16 protein-coding genes are annotated in these 18803 nt (G+C 64.4%); 9 read left to right on the top strand and 7 right to left on the bottom strand.

From position 1 onward, the window contains the following. Positions 1–196: 196 nt before the first annotated feature. On the top strand, positions 197–3082 hold the full coding sequence (locus tag JAO75_RS05870; RefSeq protein WP_199047488.1) for an Ig-like domain-containing protein: 2886 nt from the start codon (positions 197–199) through the stop codon (positions 3080–3082). 114 nt (positions 3083–3196) lie between these two features. On the opposite strand, the gene JAO75_RS05865 is transcribed toward JAO75_RS05870, so the two are convergent. Continuing rightward, positions 3197–3805 carry a flavin reductase family protein gene (locus JAO75_RS05865; RefSeq protein WP_199047486.1) on the bottom strand — a complete coding sequence of 203 codons (609 nt, stop codon included), beginning with the start codon at positions 3803–3805 and terminating at the stop codon, positions 3197–3199. A gap of 4 nt (positions 3806–3809) precedes the next feature. Next, a complete protein-coding gene (locus tag JAO75_RS05860; RefSeq protein WP_199047484.1) occupies positions 3810–4373 on the bottom strand; it encodes a nitroreductase family protein in 564 nt (187 codons plus the stop codon). A gap of 291 nt (positions 4374–4664) precedes the next feature. Here JAO75_RS05860 and JAO75_RS05855 point away from each other — a divergent pair, with 291 nt between their 5' ends. The 3 genes from JAO75_RS05855 (at position 4665) to JAO75_RS24765 (ending at position 9495) form a co-directional block, all read left to right on the top strand. Next, positions 4665–7109, top strand: a complete 2445-nt coding sequence (locus JAO75_RS05855) for a glycosyltransferase family protein (RefSeq protein WP_199047482.1) — start codon at positions 4665–4667, stop codon at positions 7107–7109. 16 nt (positions 7110–7125) lie between these two features. Next, positions 7126–8010: a hypothetical protein gene (locus tag JAO75_RS05850; protein WP_199047480.1), complete on the top strand. Its 885-nt coding sequence runs from the start codon at positions 7126–7128 to the stop codon at positions 8008–8010. A 105-nt stretch (positions 8011–8115) separates the two neighbouring features. Further along, a complete protein-coding gene (locus tag JAO75_RS24765; protein WP_246742385.1) occupies positions 8116–9495 on the top strand; it encodes a CBS domain-containing protein in 1380 nt (459 codons plus the stop codon). Between the two features lie 288 nt (positions 9496–9783). On the opposite strand, the gene thrS is transcribed toward JAO75_RS24765, so the two are convergent. The 3 genes from thrS to JAO75_RS05825 all read right to left on the bottom strand — a co-directional run bounded on the left by thrS (position 9784) and on the right by JAO75_RS05825 (position 12662). Beyond that, positions 9784–11796 carry a threonine--tRNA ligase gene (gene thrS / locus JAO75_RS05835; RefSeq protein WP_199047478.1) on the bottom strand — a complete coding sequence of 671 codons (2013 nt, stop codon included), beginning with the start codon at positions 11794–11796 and terminating at the stop codon, positions 9784–9786. A 69-nt stretch (positions 11797–11865) separates the two neighbouring features. Next, entirely contained in the window at positions 11866–12216 is a 351-nt protein-coding gene (gene yidD / locus JAO75_RS05830; protein WP_199047476.1) for a membrane protein insertion efficiency factor YidD, read from the bottom strand. Continuing rightward, entirely contained in the window at positions 12216–12662 is a 447-nt protein-coding gene (locus tag JAO75_RS05825) for an iron-sulfur cluster assembly scaffold protein (RefSeq protein ID WP_199047474.1), read from the bottom strand. The genes yidD and JAO75_RS05825 overlap by 1 nt, the downstream gene beginning before the upstream one ends. A 197-nt stretch (positions 12663–12859) precedes the next feature. Here JAO75_RS05825 and folE point away from each other — a divergent pair, with 197 nt between their 5' ends. The 4 genes from folE (at position 12860) to JAO75_RS05805 (ending at position 16251) form a co-directional block, all read left to right on the top strand. Beyond that, the gene (folE, locus tag JAO75_RS05820; RefSeq protein WP_199047472.1) at positions 12860–13495 is read left to right on the top strand and encodes a GTP cyclohydrolase I FolE; all 636 of its coding nucleotides are present in this window, start codon (positions 12860–12862) and stop codon (positions 13493–13495) included. A 9-nt stretch (positions 13496–13504) separates the two neighbouring features. Beyond that, positions 13505–13915 (top strand): phosphoribosyl-AMP cyclohydrolase, encoded by a 411-nt coding sequence (hisI, locus tag JAO75_RS05815; RefSeq protein ID WP_199047470.1) that lies wholly within the window; start codon positions 13505–13507, stop codon positions 13913–13915. 83 nt (positions 13916–13998) lie between these two features. Then, a complete protein-coding gene (locus JAO75_RS05810) occupies positions 13999–15153 on the top strand; it encodes an MFS transporter (protein ID WP_199047468.1) in 1155 nt (384 codons plus the stop codon). A gap of 87 nt (positions 15154–15240) precedes the next feature. Then, positions 15241–16251: a patatin-like phospholipase family protein gene (locus tag JAO75_RS05805; protein WP_199047467.1), complete on the top strand. Its 1011-nt coding sequence runs from the start codon at positions 15241–15243 to the stop codon at positions 16249–16251. A 131-nt stretch (positions 16252–16382) separates the two neighbouring features. On the opposite strand, the gene JAO75_RS05800 is transcribed toward JAO75_RS05805, so the two are convergent. Next, complete coding sequence (locus JAO75_RS05800) at positions 16383–16814, bottom strand: CBS domain-containing protein (protein WP_199047466.1); 432 nt, start codon at positions 16812–16814, stop codon at positions 16383–16385. 135 nt (positions 16815–16949) lie between these two features. Continuing rightward, the gene (locus JAO75_RS05795; protein WP_199047465.1) at positions 16950–17765 is read right to left on the bottom strand and encodes a rhomboid family intramembrane serine protease; all 816 of its coding nucleotides are present in this window, start codon (positions 17763–17765) and stop codon (positions 16950–16952) included. A 292-nt stretch (positions 17766–18057) separates the two neighbouring features. Between JAO75_RS05795 and JAO75_RS05790 the strand changes: the two genes are divergently transcribed. Beyond that, complete coding sequence (locus JAO75_RS05790; protein WP_199047464.1) at positions 18058–18741, top strand: transglutaminase-like cysteine peptidase; 684 nt, start codon at positions 18058–18060, stop codon at positions 18739–18741. Positions 18742–18803 lie beyond the last annotated feature (62 nt).

Below are 18803 nucleotides of genomic sequence, written 5' to 3'. Positions count from 1 at the left end.
CGTTATCAACTCCCCATATGGGTAATGAGCGACTCCCCATCGCTGTGCTCTTTAACGTTACGAAACCACACATCGCCCTCTCCCCGCGTGGTTGTTAGCGGCAGGGCAGACAAAGAACCGAGAAACGCTGAAGCGGCCGGCCCAGGTGGCCGCCGCTGTGAGAACCTCGCCAGCAGGCGAGTTTGGGGGATTTCAAATGTCTGACGCTTTGATTGCCGCATTCAACACGGCCGCGACCTGGCAAGATGCTTTGGCTGCGATCAAGAACACCGAGTACTCCGCAATTCTGTTCACTGGGGAAACCCGTGACGCATACCTGCAGAAGCTCGTCGACCTTCCCGACGATCAGGGCCGCGAACAGGCTATCGGCATGGGAATTGTCCAGTTCAAGCAACTCTTCGGCAACTTCACTTCGGTCGAAGGCATCGCGGAAGCAGTCAAGAGCCAGATCGACACTGAGCATGCCAAGTTCGAATTCATCACCGCACTTGATGGCGCCACAACGGCCACAGAGATGGCTGCCGCTATCAAGGAGACGGTGGAACTAGTCAATCAGCATCGCCAGGATCTGATCGCCTTCCTGCTGGCCGATGGCCTGAATTCCGAGGCCGTCAATCTTGCCGGTGTTCTTCAGCAGTCTGCCTACACCACTGTTCTGGCAGAGATCGTGACCCACCTCGACGACGATGCATATATGGCACAATTGGGTGCCCGTATGCTGACGGCCCGAGATGCCCTTGAGGGCGGCCAATTCTTCGGCGACAGCAGAATTATCCCAGCGCTTGCCACGGCCGACGAGGCCATTGATGCTGTGGTGGTCGCGTTCAACGAGGCCGACACCCCAACCGAGGTCTTGGCGGCCATCAAGGACAACGCCTCAATTCTTCTCGGCACAGATCACGTTTTGAAGCTCGATGAGCTTCCTGACAACCAAGGCCGTGAGGTTGCCATTGGTCTGGGAATCCTCGAGATCAAGACACTTTTCAACGACTTTGCATCTCTCGATTCTATCGTTGCTGAAGTCCGGCGCCAGATTGACGTCGAGCACGCCAAGTACGTGTTCATCAACGCTCTCGACGCAGCCACGACGGACGAAGGTATGGCGGCCGCCATCAAGTCGACCGTCGAACTCGTCAACGATCACCGTCAAGACCTTATAAATGAGTGGGATGCCATCGAGGGCAATGACGCTCTCGACGCCCGCGTCACGGCTCTCAAGGCCGACCCGTACACGAAGGCTCTCGCCGAGATTGCAACCCACGTGAACGATGCAGCTTACATGGCTGAGTTGGGTGCCCGCGTGCTGGCAGCCCGCGAGAATCTTGCAAACGGCAAGTTCTTCGGCGTGGTCAAGATCTCCGATGCTTTCCTCGCCGCAGACGCTGCGATGAAGGCGGAGTTGCTTGAGGTAATCAACGACGCCACGACCGACGCCCAAGTTCTGGCGGCCATCAAAGCCATCCCCTCGCTTATGCTTGACGCGGATGCCCTCGCCAAGCTGAACGAACTGCCCGACAACCAGGGTCGTGAGAAGGCCATCGGCTTGGGTATACTTGAGGTCAAGACTCTGTTTGGTGATTTTGCCTCCTTCGAGGCTATCACGGCCGAGGTAAGGCTGCAGATAGACGTCGAGCACGCCAAATTCGAATTCATCACCGCGCTTGATGCTGCGACCACAGCCGAGCAGATGACGGTCGCCATCCGGGAAACGATTGAGCTCGTCAACAACCATCGCCAAGAACTCATCGAGAAGTGGTCTTCAAGCTCAGATCCTGACGCGGTCGCCCGTGCGGCAGTCCTTGCGGACTCCGCATTCACCAAGGTCTTGGCCGACGTCGTGACGGACCTCGACGACGATGCCTATATGGCCGCGCTTGGAGTTCGCATGCTGGCGGCCAGGAACGACCTCGAAGGCGGCAAGTTCTTCGGCGACGGTAAGATCGTCACGGCGCTCGCCGCGGCTGATCGTGCTATCGAGGCCCCCGTTGTCGCACCAACCCAGGACGTCACCACGAACGAGGACACCGTCTTTGTCGGCGAGATCGGCGCCACTGATCCGAATAATGATGTACTGGAATACTCCCTCAAAGAGGGCGCCCATCCGCAGAAGGGTACGGTAACCTTCTCTGCCGACGGCAGGTTCACCTACACGCCGGCAAGCAACGTAAACGGCACGGACACCTTCACCATCCTGGTGCAAGATTTAGATGACGGGTACACAACCGAGCAGGTCGTCACCATCACAATCAATGCAGTCAACGACGCGCCCGCCGATATTACCCTGTCCAGCAACAAGGTGCAGGAGAACTCGGTCGTCGGAACCCCGGTCGGCCAGCTCACCGGCTCTGACCTTGAAGGCGATGCCCTCACGTTCGCTCTGGTGGACAATGCTGGTGGGCGCTTCGCTCTCAAGACGGAGAATGGCGTAACGTCCATCGTCGTCGCTGATGGCTCCAAGCTCGACTATGAGCAGGCCACGTTCCACACGATCCGCGTTCGGGCGACGGACTCGGAGAACAACTCCTATGAGGAGACCATCACCATCGACCTGACGGACGTTGCCGGCGAGAAACTCACCGGCACCTCGACCTCTGATGTCCTCTCGGGCAACGTGGGCAACGATGTGCTCAAGGCTGGCGCCGGCAACGACACGGTCTCCGGCGGCGCAGGCAACGACAAGCTTTATGGTGGCTCGGGCAGCGACAAGATCTGGGGTGGCCTTGGCAAGGACACCCTGAAGGGTGAGTCGGGCAGGGACACGTTCGTGTTCGACACCAAGGCGGCCAAGTCGAACGTGGACAAGATCCTCGACTTCAAGGTCAAGGACGACAGCTTCTGGCTCGACAATGCCGTGTTCAGCAAGCTCGGCAAGAAGGGCACCGAAGCCAACCCTGCGAAGCTCAACAAGAAGTTCTTCACAATCGGCGACAAAGCCAAGGATAAGAACGACTACGTGATCTACGACAGCAAAAAGGGCAAGCTCTTCTACGATGCCGACGGCTCCGGCAAGGGCAAGCAGGTGGAGATCGCCACCCTGTCCAAGAACCTCAAGATGACCGAGAAGGACTTCTTCATCATCTGATCCAGCCGACGTTCGAAGCCTGAACAAGCGAAAGGCCCGCGATGGTTTCCCATCGCGGGCCTTTTATATTCTCGGGCGGAGAGGCTCGGCCGGTGAGAACCGAGGCTCGGAGTGTCAGCCCCCTGGCCGCGTGATCGAGAACTTGGTTTCCGGGGTGGCCACGAAGTAATCGCGGTAGCCGGAACGGGCGATGGGACGCATGGCGGCCGTGTCGACGAGGCCGTCGACGATGTAGCGGTCGTCGATATGGATCCCGACCACCTGGCCGATCACGAGAAAGTAGGACGGATCGCCGCCGCCCAACGGATTGAGCGGCACGGTCTGGAGCCACCGGCATTCGAGCGCCGCCGGTGCCCCCGCCACCCGCGGCGGCCTCACCAGCCGGGACGGTGCGGACCCGAGGCCCGCATGCTCCATCTCGCTCTCGCCGCGCGGCAGAACCGCCGAGGTAAGGTTCATCTTCTCCCGCAGGTCGTAGGTCGCCAGGTTGCAGACAAACTCACCCGTCTCCTCGATAAAGGTGAGCGCGTCCTTCTTCCCCGCCGAGGAGAAGGCCACCATGGGCGGGCGCTCGGAAACGGCGTTGAAGAACGAATAGGGCGAGAGGTTCACCTCGCCCTTTGCGCTCATGGCGGTGATCCAGCCGATGGGCCGGGGCGTGACGATAGCCTTGAACGGATCGTGCGGCAGGCCATGGGCGTTGGCTGAGGTTTCGTAGAACATCACATTAATACCGAGTCACGATATCATCGAGGCTGGGCCGGTCCCGGTCGCCTGGGGTCTCCTTGGCCGTGCCGATATGGATGAATCCGGCGATCCGCTCATCAGGCTTCAAGCCCAGTGCGTCGAGCACCCGCCGGTCAAAGGCGGCCCAGCCGGTGAGCCAGGAGGCGCCGTAGCCGAGGGCCGTCGCGGCGTTGAGCAGGTTCATGCAGACGGCGCCCGCCGAGAGGACCTGCTCCCAGTCGGGGATCTTCACGTGCGGCACGACGCGGGACACCACGGCGACCACCAGGGGCGCCTGGGCGAAGCGCCCCCGCTCGGCCGCTACCTTGTCCTCGCCGGCCTCCGGGTTGTCCGCCTGGAAGGCTGCGGCCAGCACCTCGCCGAGGCGCTGGCGGGCCTCGCCCTGGATGAGGATGAACCGCCAGGGAACCAGTTTGCCATGGTCCGGCACCCGCGAGGCTGCCCTCAGGAGGGTCGCGATCTCCGGCTCGCTCGGCCCCGGCTCGCCCAGCCAGCGCGGCGGGACGGAGCGGCGCTGCAGAAGGCGGGAAAGGCTATCGTTCATGGGCTCTTCATCCGGCTTGAATAATGTGGAACAATGAAGGTGATGCTCACGAAGGCTGCGAGCAAGGCGGGCCTCAGGCCTGCCATGGTCTCGCCGTCTTGATGCGCTTGAGGGAGCGCGGGCGTCCAAAGGACGGGCCGCTGCCACAGAAGAAGCAGCAGCGGATGTATAGGGGGAGTGCGGTCAGACGCCAAGCAGGTTTCAACCCTGGCGGTTCCGGCAGCCTGCGGCGGCAGGTCGAGGGGCAGTGCCGGAGGGTGAGACGGACCGGCGCGACGCCGCTTGAAAGCAATGCAGACATCCTTATTCGGATCCGATAGCCACGCCTCTCCGGACGCCTGGTCGCGGCGCGAGACGCTCATTGCCTTCGGTCTCATCCTGGCCGCCTGGGCGCTCGCCGCCTCGGTCTGGCCCCTGACCGGAACGGTCGTCCCCTGGGATTCCAAGAACCAGTTCTACCCGACCCTGCGCTACCTGGGCACCGCCCTGGCCCACGGGGAACTGCCGCTCTGGAACCCCTACCATTTCGGCGGCCACCCCTCGGCGGCGGACCCTCAATCCCTTCTCTTCACGCCCACCATGCTGCTGTTCGGGTGGCTCGTGCCCGAGCCGTCCATGCAGGTCTTCGACGTGGTAGTGTTCGCCCATTTCCTGCCCGGCGCCCTCGCCTTCGTGCCGATCTTCCGCCGGCGCGGCTGGCACTCGGCCGGCGCCGTGGCGGCCGCGCTGGTCTTCATGCTTGGCGGCTCGGCCACGGCCCGGCTCCAGCATACGGGCATGATCTTCAGCTACGGCTTCTTCCCCCTGGCCTTCTGGCTCCTGGAGGAGGCGCTCGACCGCCGCTCCTATCGCTATGGCGTGCTGTTCGCGCTGAGCGCGGTCCTCATGGTCCTCGGCCGGGATCAGGTCGCCTTCCTCTGCGCCCTGACCCTCATTGCGGCAGCCGCTCACCGCGTCTGGACCGCTCCCCGTCCCCTTGCCTATCTCCGGTCCCGCTTGGGACTGCTCCTCTCCATGGGAGCCATCGGTGCCGCGCTGATGGCGGTGCCGGTCGTCCTGACGATGCAGTTCCTCGCCACTTCGACGCGCCCCTCCTTCGGCTTCGGCGTGGCCGCCATGGGGTCGCTTCCGCCTGAGAGCCTGGCCACCGTGCTCTTCGGCAATGTGTTCGGCTCCCTGCGCTGGACCTACGATTACTGGGGTCCCGACTGGCACAGCCTCGCGGAGGGAACCTGGACCGACCGGGCGACGAACTACCTCTTCATCGGCACGATCCCGGCCCTCCTGCTGATCTGGCACGGCATCGCCGGAGGGCGCCTGTTCGCCCGCGAGTTCCGCTTCTTCCTCGCGACCGGCATCGCCGCCCTGCTCTACGCCCTCGGGCGCTACACCCCTGGCTTCGAGTTCATCTTCGATCACATGCCGGGCGTGAACCTCTACCGCAGGCCGGCGGACGCCACCTTCCTGGTCAACATCGCCTTGGCCTTCGCGGGCGGATATCTGGTGCATCGCTATGCGGTGGAGGGTCTCCCGAGATGGAACCGGCCCTCCCTCGGCCGCTTCTGGGCCGTCCCGCCCCTGCTCGCCTTGGGGCTCGTGATGGCCGCCATCGCCAGCGCCCTGTCCTTCGCGGTCAAGGGCGGGCATGTCTCTCCGGCCCTGATCGAGATCGGCGTGAGCCTTGCAGTTGCCGCCGCAGCGGCTCTGGCCATCGCCAAGATGAGCGGAGCTCCGCGCTGGCGTGGCGCCATGGCGCTCGTGCTGGTCAGCCTCACGGGCGCCGAGCTGATCGGGCGCCATGCGGCCTCCGCTCTCAATGCGGAACCGGCCGAGCGCTACACGGTCTTCACCAAGCTGCCGCCCGAGCAATTGCAGGGCCTCCAGATTCTCAAGCGCGAACTCGCCGAGCGGAATGCCCGTGGCGAATACCCCCGCGTCGAGATTCTCGGCCTGCAGGGAGCCTGGCAGAACGCATCCATGGTGCTCGGGATTGAGGATATCATCGGCTACAACCCCCTCCGCCTCGCCGATTACGAGCGGGCCATCGGGCCGGGAGAGAATGCCGAGGACCCCAACCTGCGCCAGTTCCCGACCAGCTTCCGCGGCTACGAATGCGATCTCGCGAGCCTGCTCGGGCTCGACTACCTCGTCCTCGACCGCCCCGCCGACAAGCTGCCCCGTCACTTCCCACGCCTGACCGATGCCGAGGTGGTCTACGGTGCCGGGCGCATGTGGATCTACCGCCTGAACGCCTCCGGTCCACGCGCCTATGTGGCCCATCATCTGAGCCCGGTGGATTCGGAGGCCGTGCTCGGCGAGGAGGAACTGCCGGAGTTCAACCGCGAGACGGAAGCCCTCATCGATCATGAAAGCCTGCCGCTCCTCAAAGCCCGATACTCCCCGGCCGGCTCCAAGACGGAAGAAGCCAAGGGCCAGGCGCGCATCGTCAGCTACCAGAGGAACTCGGTGACGCTCGAGGTCGAGAGCAGCGCCGACGGCGTGCTGGTGCTGCACGACATCCATTATCCCGGTTGGGAAGCCTGGGTGGATGGCGAGCGCCGCCCGATCCTGCGGACCAATCTCCTGTTCCGCGGGGTCGAGGTCGGCCCGGGACGGCACCGGGTCGAGTTCCATTTTCGCCCGATGTCCCTGGAAAATCTTGTTGCAGCCGCGTCCGATATCGTGAAGAGCGAGGACGAGACGATTCAAACCGCCATTGCCTCCCCGCTCCGGTAACGGGCGCACTTTTCGAATGATGCTCCTTTTCGTGAACCCACGCTCCTGCATTCCCGGTCTTCTGGCTCTCCTGGCCGCGTGCCCAGTCTCGGCCCAGTCTCCTGCCGTGCCGTCCATGTCCCAGAACCTGCCCCCGATCTCCATCGGGCAGGTGACGGTGAATGCCGGGGCCACCTTTGCCGGGAGCAACGAGCCGATCCGCTCGGGGTTGGTCTGGCGGATCTACGAGGATCGCGGGGACGCCTCCCAGCCGGTGATCGTCGCCCGCTCCACCAGCCCGGCGCCGAGCTTCACGCTCTCGCCCGGCAACTACATCGTGCATGTGGCGTACGGGTTCGCCAGCGCCTCGAAGCGCATCAGCGTGCAGCGCGGCAATCTCAACGAACGCCTGGTAATCAATGCGGGCGCCCTTCAGCTGAAAGGCGCGGTCAGCGGGAGCCCGATCCCGGCAAACCGCCTCGCCTTCTCGGTCTATGTGCCCGAGGCGCAGAACTCGGAAGGGCGGCTCGTGATCGCAGACGCCAAGGCGAACGAGATGATCCGCCTGCCCGAGGGGACCTACCACATCGTTTCCACCTACGGCGATGCCAATGCCATCATGCGTAGCGACCTGAAGGTGGAGTCGGGCCGCGTCACCGAGGCAACCCTCAACCACCGAGCCGCCATCGTGACCATGAAGCTGGTCGCATCGGAAGGCGGCGAAGCCTTTGCCGGCACGGCCTTCAGCGTGCTCACCCCCGGCGGCGACGTGATCCGTGAGGCCATCGGGGCGTTCCCGTCCGTGACGCTGGCCGAGGGCGAATACATCCTGATCGCCCGACACGAGGGCAAGGTCTATACCCGCGAGTTCAAGATCGAGAGCGGCCTCGACCGCGACATCGAGGTTCTCGCCAAGCCCTGATTCCTGAACCTTTCCGGCCTCGCGGCATTGACCGAACACCGATGACAGGTCGCGCCGCGCATGAGCCCGCACTCCCAAGGCGTGACCTTGCAGGAGAGGAAGCTCATGAAAGTCGCAGAGATCATGACCCGCAACGTGCGCGTGGTGAGTCCGGAACGGACCATTCAGGAAGCGGCACGGCTCATGGATGAAATGAATGTCGGCGTCCTGCCCGTCTGCGACGGGCGGCGCCTGCGCGGCATGGTGACGGACCGCGACATCACCGTCAGGGCCACGGCGGCCGGCCTTGCCCCGGATAGCACCCGGGTGCGGGACATCATGTCCGACAATGTATGGTGGTGCTTCGACGACGATGATGTGGACCACATTGTCCAATTGATGAGCGACCACCAGATCCGCCGCCTGCCCGTGGTCGATCACGACAAGCATCTCGTCGGCATCGTGGCGCTCGGCGATCTGGCGACCGACGTCGAGGATGAGGCCTCCCAGGCCCTGCATCGCATTTCCATCCCGTCCGAGCCCGACCGCTCCGGCACGCCCACGCGTGCCCGCGCCGACCAGACCCGAGGCGGCGGAGAGGCCCGCCTGACGGCGGATGAGCGCCGCGAACTGGAGCGGCGCATGAGCGACGCGAGCCGGGATGATGATTACCGGCACCGCCCGCACGATTACCGCGCGCACGGCCGTGGCCAGGAGGATCGCTCCCGGAGCCGGAACAGCAGGCTGTTCCGCTTCCGTGAGGAGGACGACGTGCGCGCCGCCTTCGGCAGCTTCGGCTATCCCGGCCAGGAAGGCGCCCGCGACTCCCGCATGCGCGGCGGCTTCGGCGGCGAAGGCTACCAGAGCTACGGCGACGAGTTCGCCGGTCGCGGCTCCGCAGGCAGGGGCCTTCACCCCCCGCGCTACGGCGCTTCGACCATCACGGGCGAACGCGCCCGGCCCGGCGACGACAGCAGCGAGGACGACCGCCGCATGCAGGATCGCGAACGGACTTGGAGCCTCGTCAACGAGCGCCGGGACCACAGCAACTACGGCATGGGACCCGGCAACACCCGCTTCGGCAACGACGCCACGGCCAGCCGTGGCGAGGTCCGCCGGGGCGAGCACCAGGGCCGCGGTCCGAAAGGCTACCAGCGCTCGGATGACCGCATCCGCGAGGACATCAACGAGCGCCTGACCGACGATGCCATGCTCGACGCCTCGGAGATTGAGGTGCAGGTCCAGAACCGGGAGGCGACGCTGACCGGCACGGTGCGCGACCGCAACGAGCGGCGTCGGGCCGAGGACATCGCGGAATCCGTCTCGGGCGTGACCCACGTGCAGAACAACCTGCGCGTCGGCCAGCGCCAGGGCACGCATGCCACGGGCACGGAGGCCGGGGATGCGGGCGCCGCCACGGGCAATCCCGGCAGCGGGTCGGCTGGAACGACGGCCGACACCGCACCGGGCGGCCGCACCAGCGGACGGCAGCGCCAGACGAGCTAAGGCCGCCTCCTCTCATTCTGCTCTCATCCTGAGAGGCTGGCTCAGACAGGACCGGCAGCCCCCTCGCGTCATCACCGGCCTTGTGCCGGTGATCCCGATGCGGTGAGGCGCAACGCTTTTCAGCATCGGGATGGCTGGGACTGATTCCCGGATCAAGTCCGAGGACGGCCGTGACGGAAACTGAGGCATGTTCCGTTTTATGAGCCAGCCTCTCAGGATGAGGTTGAGTTTGATAAAAAAGGCGGTGCTTCCGGTTGGAAGCACCGCCTTCATTTGCTCAAACGAATTTTAAGCGACCGTCCGCTCGACCACGTGATGCCCGTCGAGCGTCGCGTGGCCTTCCGGCTCAGAGACCGCTCTCGCAACCCGCCTGAGATCCGGTGTCACGGCCTCGGCCGCGAGCGCCTTCAAGGCTTCATCGAGGGTCATGGTCTTCTGCTCGGGGCTGCCGAGGCGGCGGATGGAAACCGTCCGTTCGGCGGCCTCCTTGCGACCCACCACGAGAAGCACGGGCACCTTCACGAGCGAATGCTCGCGGACCTTGTAGTTGATCTTCTCGTTGCGCAGGTCGGCCTCGACGCGCAGGCCGGCGGCCTCGGCGGCGCGCACCACCTCCATGGCGTATTCATCGCCCTCGGACGTGATGGTAGCGACCACCGCCTGCACCGGCGCGAGCCAGAGTGGGAAGTGACCGGCGAAGTGCTCGATCAGGATGCCGGTGAAGCGCTCCATGGAGCCGCAGATCGCACGGTGCACCATGACAGGCGTCTTCTTCTGGCCGTCGGCATCGACATAGAAGGCACCGAACCGCTCCGGCAGGTTGAAGTCCACTTGCGTGGTGCCGCACTGCCAGTCGCGGCCGATGGCATCGCGCAGCACGTACTCGAACTTCGGCCCGTAGAAGGCGCCCTCGCCCGGGTTGATCGCGGTCTTGATGCGCCCGCCCGACTGATCCTCGATCTGCTTCAGAACGCGGGTCATCACGTCCTCTGCATGATCCCACATCTCGTCGGTGCCGACGCGCTTTTCAGGGCGCGTGGAGAGTTTCACGACGATCTCGTCGAAGCCGAAATCGGCGTAGGTGGAGAGGATCAGGTCGTTGATCTTCAGACACTCGTCCGCAAGCTGCTCTTCCGTGCAGAAGATGTGCGCGTCGTCCTGCGTGAATCCGCGCACGCGCATAAGGCCATGCAAAGCGCCGGACGGCTCGTAGCGGTGCACGTTGCCGAACTCGGCCAAGCGCAGCGGCAGGTCGCGATAAGACTTGAGACCATGCTTGAAGATCTGCACGTGGCCCGGGCAGTTCATCGGCTTGATCGCGAAGACCCGGTCGTCCTCGGTCTGGGTGGCGAACATGTTCTCGCGATACCAGCCCCAGTGACCGGAGGTCTCCCACAGGGCCTTGTCGAGGATCTGCGGGGCGTTGACCTCCTGATAGGTGCCCTTCAGGCGGCGGCGCATGTAGGAGATCAGCTCCTGGAACACCGTCCAGCCCTTCGGATGCCAGAAGACGACGCCCGGCCCCTCCTCCTGGAAGTGGAACAGGTCCATCTCGCGGCCCAAGCGGCGGTGGTCGCGCTTCTCGGCTTCCTCGAGCTGGCGGATGTAGTTGTCCAGCTCCTCCTGAGAGGCCCAGGCGGTTGCGTAGATGCGGGTCAGCATCGCGTTGTTCGAGTCGCCGCGCCAATAGGCGCCCGCCACCTTCATGAGCTTGAAGGCGTTGCCGATCTTGCCGGTGGAGCCCATGTGAGGGCCGCGGCAGAGGTCGAACCAGTCGCCCTGGAAGTAGATCTTAAGGTCCTGGCCTTCCGGGATCGCGTCGACGAGCTCGACCTTGTAGGACTCGCCCTTCTCGGCAAAGATTTTCTTGGCCTTGTCGCGGCTCCACACTTCCTTCGTGAAGGGCTTATCGCGCGCGATGATCTCACGCATCTTCGCCTCGATGGCCGGGAAGTCCTCCGGGGTGAAGGGCTCGTTGCGCGCGAAATCGTAGTAGAAGCCGTTCTCGATCACCGGGCCGATGGTCACCTGCGTTCCCGGGAACAGCTCCTGCACCGCTTCCGCGAGCACGTGCGCGCAATCGTGCCGGATCAGTTCCAGCGAGCGCGGGTCCTCGCGGTTGAGAAACTCGATCTTGGCATCGCGGGTGATCGGGTCGGCGAGATCGGCGACCGTGCCGTCGAGGGCCATGGCGACGGTGCGCTTGGCCAGCGACTTGGCGATGCCTTCCACGATCTCGCGGCCGGTGATGCCGGATTCGTACTGGCGCTGGGCGCCATCGGGAAATGTCAGGGTGATCATGTCAAAACGTCTCCTTGGCTCACTCCTGCCAACGAAGCAGGTAAGCGTGGTCCCCACGATCGGGGTTTTTTAGAAATCGCGGCGGTCGTTAGGTTCGACCGCCTCACAGGTAATCGCGGAGGGATTTTTCGGCGCATTCACGCCCCTCCAGCGACCATAAGCCCACGGCTTATACCAGGAGGCGCCCCCGGGCAACGTTTCAGGCACCAGATCGAGCCCGTGGGTGCCGAAGGGCCCGCAGCGGCAGATCCGCGCCACGCCCATCCAGCCCCCGGGCCAGAAGCCGTGCCGCTGGATCGCTTCGTCCGTGTATTCGGAGCACGAGGGCAGATGGCGGCACTGGCGGCCGATAAGGCCGGACAGGGTCAGCTGGTAGCCTCGGATCGCCCAATGGGCCGCCTTCTGAACGGGGCTCGGCATTATTCCGTGCCCGCAGCCCGGCGTGCTTCGATCTGGTCGAGGGCATCCACGACGGCGTCGAAGGTGAGCAGGATGGAGGCGTGGCGGGCCTTGTAGTCCCGCAGGGGCTCCAGAACCTTCAGATCCTCCCACTTGCCCTCGGGCGCATCTCCGCCGGCCTTGAGCAGGCGGGTGGCCGCCTCGCGGATGTCCCGCAGTTCCCCCACCGTCGAGCCGACCACATGGCGCCCCAAGATGGAGGACGAGGCCTGACCCAGGGCACAGGCCTTCACGTCGTGGGCGAAAGCCGTCACCACATCACCGTCAAGCTTCAGATCGACCGTCACCGTCGAACCGCAGAGCTTGGAGCGCGCCGTCGCCGAGGCATCGGCGTCGGGCAGCCGCCCGAGATGCGGGATGTCGGCGGCGAGTTCGAGAATGCGTCGGCTGTAGATATCGTTCAACATAACGGGATGTGACATTACGTTTGGGAATATACCCTTTAACTCCGGCTGGGTATCTAATACACAAAATGGGTATCGAACCCATATGATGGTAGCTGACCTCCGAAACGAGCCTCTGACCAGCGCGAGCGGAGAAGAAGCTAGAAAATTTGGAAGCCGCAACGCTTCCTGAATTGAAGAATGACGAAAGGGGCCCCTTCGTGAGTGATGTCGTCAAGTCCTTGTCCGTGCGCCTGAATCCAGCCGCCGACAAGCCTGTTGCGGCCCCGACCCGGGAGGAGGCCGAGGCGGCGGTCCGCACCCTGCTCCGCTGGGCCGGCGATGACCCGACGCGGGAGGGGCTTCTGGACACGCCCAAGCGCGTGGCCAAGGCCTTCCGGGAATTCTATTCAGGATACGACCAGGATCCGGCCGAAATCCTCGACAAGGTCTTCAGCGAGGTCGAAGGCTACGACGATATCGTGCTCGTGCGCGACATCCCCTTCTACTCGCACTGCGAGCATCACATGGTGCCCTTCTTCGGCGTGGCGCATGTGGCGTATTACCCCACGAAGGGGGTGGTCGGCCTCTCCAAGCTCGCTCGCCTCGTGGACGCCTATGCGCGCCGCCTGCAGACCCAGGAGACCATGACGGCCCAGATCGCCTCGGCCATGGTCAAAGCACTGGAGCCGCGCGGCGTGGCGGTGATGATCGAGGCCGAGCACATGTGCATGTCCATGCGCGGCATCCAGAAGGCTGGCGCCCTGACCTTGACGACCCAGTTCACAGGTGTCTTCAAGGAGGACCCCGCCGAGCAGGTGCGCTTCCTCACCCTGGTGCGCAACGGCCGGGGCTGAGGCCCTCACATGACCCTATCCACTCCGTTCCCACCCCCCGGCTCCAAGGCCGAGCTCGAGGAGGGCAGCACCCTGTCTCCCCGCTTCGGAGCGGACGGGCTGGTCACGTGCATCACCACGGATGTCGCGACGGGCGAGATCCTCATGGTCGCGCACATGAATGCGGGGGCCCTGGCGAGGACCCTCGAGACCGGCGAGGCCTGGTACTGGTCCCGCTCCCGCGGGGAGCTCTGGCACAAGGGCGCTACAAGCGGGCAGGTCCAGACGGTTCTGGAGATGCGAATCGACTGCGATCAGGACGCGCTCCTGCTGAAGGTGAAGGTCGCGGGCGACGGCGGCTGCTGCCATACGGGGCGCCGCTCCTGCTTCTACCGCAAGATGGAGATCACGGACGGCAAGCCCCGCCTCGTGGTCGATTGACAGCGCCAGCCCTCGCGAAATGCGGGGCTGCCCTCCTCCATGAAACGAGTGCAGATTCCCGGCATACGCGATAGGGACGCCGCATGACACGACGTGACCTTCTCCTCGCGCGGGTGGCGGCCAGCGCCATCTTCTTCGGCAACGGCTTCGGCATTGGCACCTGGGCGGCGCAGCTTCCCCGGTTCAAGGTGTCTCTCGGCCTGTCCGACGGGCAGCTCAGCCTCGGGCTCTTGGCCTTCTCCCTTGGGGCCGTGGCGCTGATGCCGGTGATCGGCTGGGCCGTCGCGGTTGTCGGCAGCCGGGCGATGACCCTGGTGGCGGCCTTCTCCTTCGCGGCCGCCCTGCTCCTGCCGGGCCTTGCGCCGAGCCTGCCGCTCTTCGTCGCCGCCTCCCTTGTGGCGGGAGCCTGCAACGGCACCATGGACATCGCCATGAACACCAACGCCACCGTGGTGGAGAGGACCTGGGGCTCGGCGATCATGTCATCCTTCCACGCCTTCTTCAGCCTCGGCGGCCTGGCGGGAGCAGCGGCGTCCGGTCTCCTCATCCGGTTCGACGTCGGGATCGTCCCGACCCTGCTGATCTGCTGCGGCGCCATGGCGTTGCTGTTCCTCGTGACGGGTTTCTGGACTATGAACGAGACGGAGAAGGCGTCCGACGGGCATGGCTTCGCCTGGCCTCGCGGTCCGGTCATTCTCCTCGCGGTGCTCGCCATGTTCTGCTTCATCGTCGAGGGCGCCGTCGTCGACTGGTCGGCGATCTACCTTCAGACGGTGGCCGGCGCGAGCCTGGAGGCGGCCGTTTCTGGCTTTGCAGCCTTCTCGCTCAGCATGACGATCTGCCGGTTCATGGGGGATTTCGTCGTGCGCCATCTCGGCCGGGTCCGTACCCTGCAGGTCGGAGGCCTGCTCTCGGCCCTCGGACTCGCCCTGGCGATGATCCTGCCCTCGCCCCTGGCCGCGTCCATCGGCTTCGCCCTGGTGGGTATCGGCCTCGCCAACACGGTGCCGGTTCTTTTCAGCACAGCCGGTCAGATGAAGGGCATTCCGCCGAGCATGGGAGTCGCCATGGTGGCGACGTTCGGTTACGGCGGATTGCTGCTCGGGCCGCCGCTGATCGGCTTCGGCGGGGAACTCCTCAGCCTGCGGGCCATGCTCGGCCTGCTGATCGCCTTCGCCTTCATCATCATCATAATGTCGCAGCGGGCTCTTCAGCGTCCCACTGTTCAGTTTTCCTGAACCAGTCCTAGTTGAAACATGAGGGCATGTTCATGCGGGTTTCATGTGGGACCGGCATGAATGGACAGCATGCCTTGGAGTCGATCAATGTTGTGGGACGGGATTGCCCGGCGCAGCGCCGGTTCGGGGGGTGGCGGCGGAGTGGCGGAGATCAAGGTGCCTGCCGAACGGGAGGTTCGGGGCAAGACCCGGATCGGCCTGGCGCTCGGCGGAGGCGCGGCACGCGGCTGGTCCCATATCGGCGTCCTGCGGGTCCTTGAAGAGGCCGGAATCGTGCCGGACGTGATCGCCGGCTGCTCGATCGGCGCCGTCGTCGGCGGCTGCTATGCGGCCGGCAAGCTCGACGAACTGGAGGCCTTCGCCCTCTCCCTGACCAAGCGTCGCGTCATGGGCCTCCTCGATTTCCACTTCAGCGGCGCGGGCCTCATCGCCGGCGGCCGCCTGCAGAGCCTCCTCGACCGGGACCTGACGGATCGCCGCGTCGAGACGCTGCCGGTCAAATTCTGCACCATCGCGACCGAGCTGGTGAGCGGCCACGAGATCTGGCTGACGCGCGGCCCCTTGGTTCAGGCCATGCGCGCCTCCTACGCCCTTCCCGGCGTGTTCGACCCTGTCCTGATCGGCGGGCGCTGGCTCATGGACGGCGCGCTGGTCAATCCTATTCCGATCACGGCCGCCCGCGCCCTGGGGGCTGACATCGTGATCTGCGTGAACCTCAACGGCGAGGTGCGCGTGCGCGGCACGGTGATCCAGTCTTACGATGCCGGAACAAGCGACGAGCAGGAAATCGAGCAGGTGATCGACGAAGCCCCGCGGCGCTGGGGCATTTTTCCGGGCAGCCGCGGAGAGAAGCAGAGCAAGCCCAATGCGCCGGGCATGGCGACCGTGATGGTGGACGCCTTCAACATCACCCAGGATCGCATCGCCCGCTCGCGGCTGGCCGGCGACCCGCCGGATATCATGGTCGCGCCGAAACTCGCCAAGATGGGACTGTTCGAATTCCACAGGGCCCAGGAATGCATCACCCTGGGCCGGCAGGCCACGGAACGCGCCCTGCCGGACATTCTCGAACTGCTGCAGGAATCGCAGCCGCGGTAGCGCATCGTGCGGAAAAGTGGTCCCGGTTTTCGCTAGCGCGGCCCGCTGGGTCCGGTCCACACGATGCGCTCTTCTAAGAAGGAGCATCGGATAAGCCCCAAAAGTGCAAGTCCACTTTTGGGTCCGATGCTCTAGGCGGTCGCGATATATTCCTTGATCGCCGTCGCCTCCGCCTCGACCTCCTCGAGACGCTCCTTCACCACGTCTCCGATGGAGACGATGCCCACGAGGCGCCCGCCCTCGACCACAGGGACGTGCCGGAACTTCTGCTGGGTCATCAGTTCCATCACATCCGGAATGGAGGTCTCCCCGGTGCAGGTCAGCACCTTCTCCGTCATGAAGCGGGAGACGGGCTCCTCCAGGGCCTTTGCGCCATGGGTGGCGACCGCCCGGACGATGTCCCGCTCGGAGATGATGCCTGAGACCGGCCTCTGACCGTCGACGATGAGAAGGGCACCTATCCTGCGCTCGGCGAGAACCCTGGCCGCTTCGCTCAAGGTCCGGCTGGGTTCGATGGTCGCGACGTCGCGACCTTTGAGCGAAAGAATGCGATTGACGATCATTGATTCCCTCCCGTTGCGCGAACGGCGAAGGACCGTCAGCCTTCGCATCCGCAGGCTGAAGTCGGGCTCACCCCCATGACTTTGGGCGATCACCCTACGTCAGAGAAGGAATGATCGGTGGAAACCGTGTCGGTTTCAAGCCGAGATCCGCTTGGCTCGCGCAGGAAGCGGGTCGACCAGAGGGAAAAGGAGAAGACCTGCGAAGAAGCCGCCGAGATGCGCTTCCCAGGCGATGCTCGCATCCGTGAGCCCCAGAGGCTGGACGAAGGCGAACACATAGTTGGCGGCGAACCAGATCCCGAGGAAGATCAGGACCTGCCGGTTGCGGACCATGTGCGCCAGGGTTTCACGAGGCCGCTCATGAGGCTGCGTCAGGCGCCCCTCCCAGTGCCATGAGGCGGGGGCGAACATGAACCAGGATGCCGCCGCCATCAGGCCCGACACGGCTCCGGATGCCCCGATCATCGGCAAGACCTGCAAGGGGTTCATGGCAGCATAGACAATAGCTCCGGCCACCGCCGCAGCCGCTGACAGAACGAAGAACCGTCCGGCGCCGCAGCGGCGGACGATGGGCGTCCCGAAGGCCGCCAGCCAGACACTGTTGATCAGCACATGCGCCCAGGACCCATGGAGGAAGGCGTAGGACAAAGCCGTCCAGGGCCGTCCCTCCTGCCCCTCCAGAACGTACTGGGCCAGAGCCATCAGGGGGGTGATCGTGTCTTCCGGCACGCCTTCGCGCAGAGCGCGCATGACGTCCTCGACCTGAAGGCTCCCGAAGGCCACCGACCAGCGGGCCGGAATCACCGACCAGTCGATGATCAGCATGAAATCCGATTCTTCGGACAGCAGCAGCCGCGCGGCGTGGATGCCGATCAGCGCCAGAAGGCACAATGTGATGACGGCCGGAAGGTTGAGGATCGGCTCACGGGCGCGGGTGGGGTTCGGCGACATGCAATGCTTTTGTATGAGACAGCCAGCCGGGCAATCCGGGCGGGCATGATGAAAGGCTGGTGCGACCTAACCCCTATTTGGTCGCTCGGTCGAGAAAATCCAACAACTTAGCTATGGCCAAGCTTAACGGAGAGGAAGTCCGGCCTTCCTGGCGCGTGACCGTTAAAGATTTTTGTTAACCATAACGGAACCGGCTGAAGCGCGACGCGTTAACTCACCTTTTACTTTCCGCTTGAGCCTAAAATGCAACCATGTCAGTTTGGTTAAAAGAACATTAACCGGCTGGTGGGGCATGCGGCAGGATTATTTCAAGAACGGCCTTTTCTGTGGCGCGAATGAGAAGTCGGCGTTTTCCGGCAAGTTCATCAAAACAGTTCTCCTGGGTTTCTCTCTCCTCTTTTCCGGCGCTGCCGCTCAGGCCCAAACCCTGGCGTCACTGCCCGTGAGCAGCGTCCCGATTTCGAGCGTCGGCATGGCCAAGCCCATCCTCGGCTGGTCACAGTTCTGCGAGAAGTTCCAGTCCGAGTGCACCGTCGACGTGACGGAGGCCGACAGGATCGATCTGACGCCTCAGACTTGGAAGACGATCGTGTCGGTCAACCAGCGCGTGAATTCCGGCATCAAGGCCGTGACGGACGCGGATCACTTCGGCGTGGTCGACACCTGGGGCTTCCCCGATGACGGTAAGGGCGATTGCGAGGACTTCCAGCTCCTGAAGCGCCGCCTTCTCGTGGAGGCCGGCCTGCCCCGCCGCGCCATGCGCATGACGGTCGTGATCGACGAGCTCGGCGAAGGTCACGCGGTGCTGATGGTCCGCACCAACCGGGGCGACTTCGTCCTCGACAACAAGACCTCCTCGGTCCTTCCCTGGCACCGCACGGGCTATGTCTACATCAAGCGCGAGAGCCAGGACGCGGTCGGCTGGGTCTCCCTGGGCGGCATCGTGTCGTCACCGACCACCACCGCGAACCGGTAAAAAACTCAAAGCCGGCGCTTTCAGACGCCGGCTTTTTCCATTTCCCAATCGATGTCAGAAGA

This window comes from Microvirga splendida (assembly GCF_016427565.1).
Lineage (GTDB): Bacteria > Pseudomonadota > Alphaproteobacteria > Rhizobiales > Beijerinckiaceae > Microvirga > Microvirga splendida.
The sequence above is the reverse complement of the archived record's forward strand: the minus strand, read 5'-3'. Positions and strand labels throughout refer to the sequence as shown.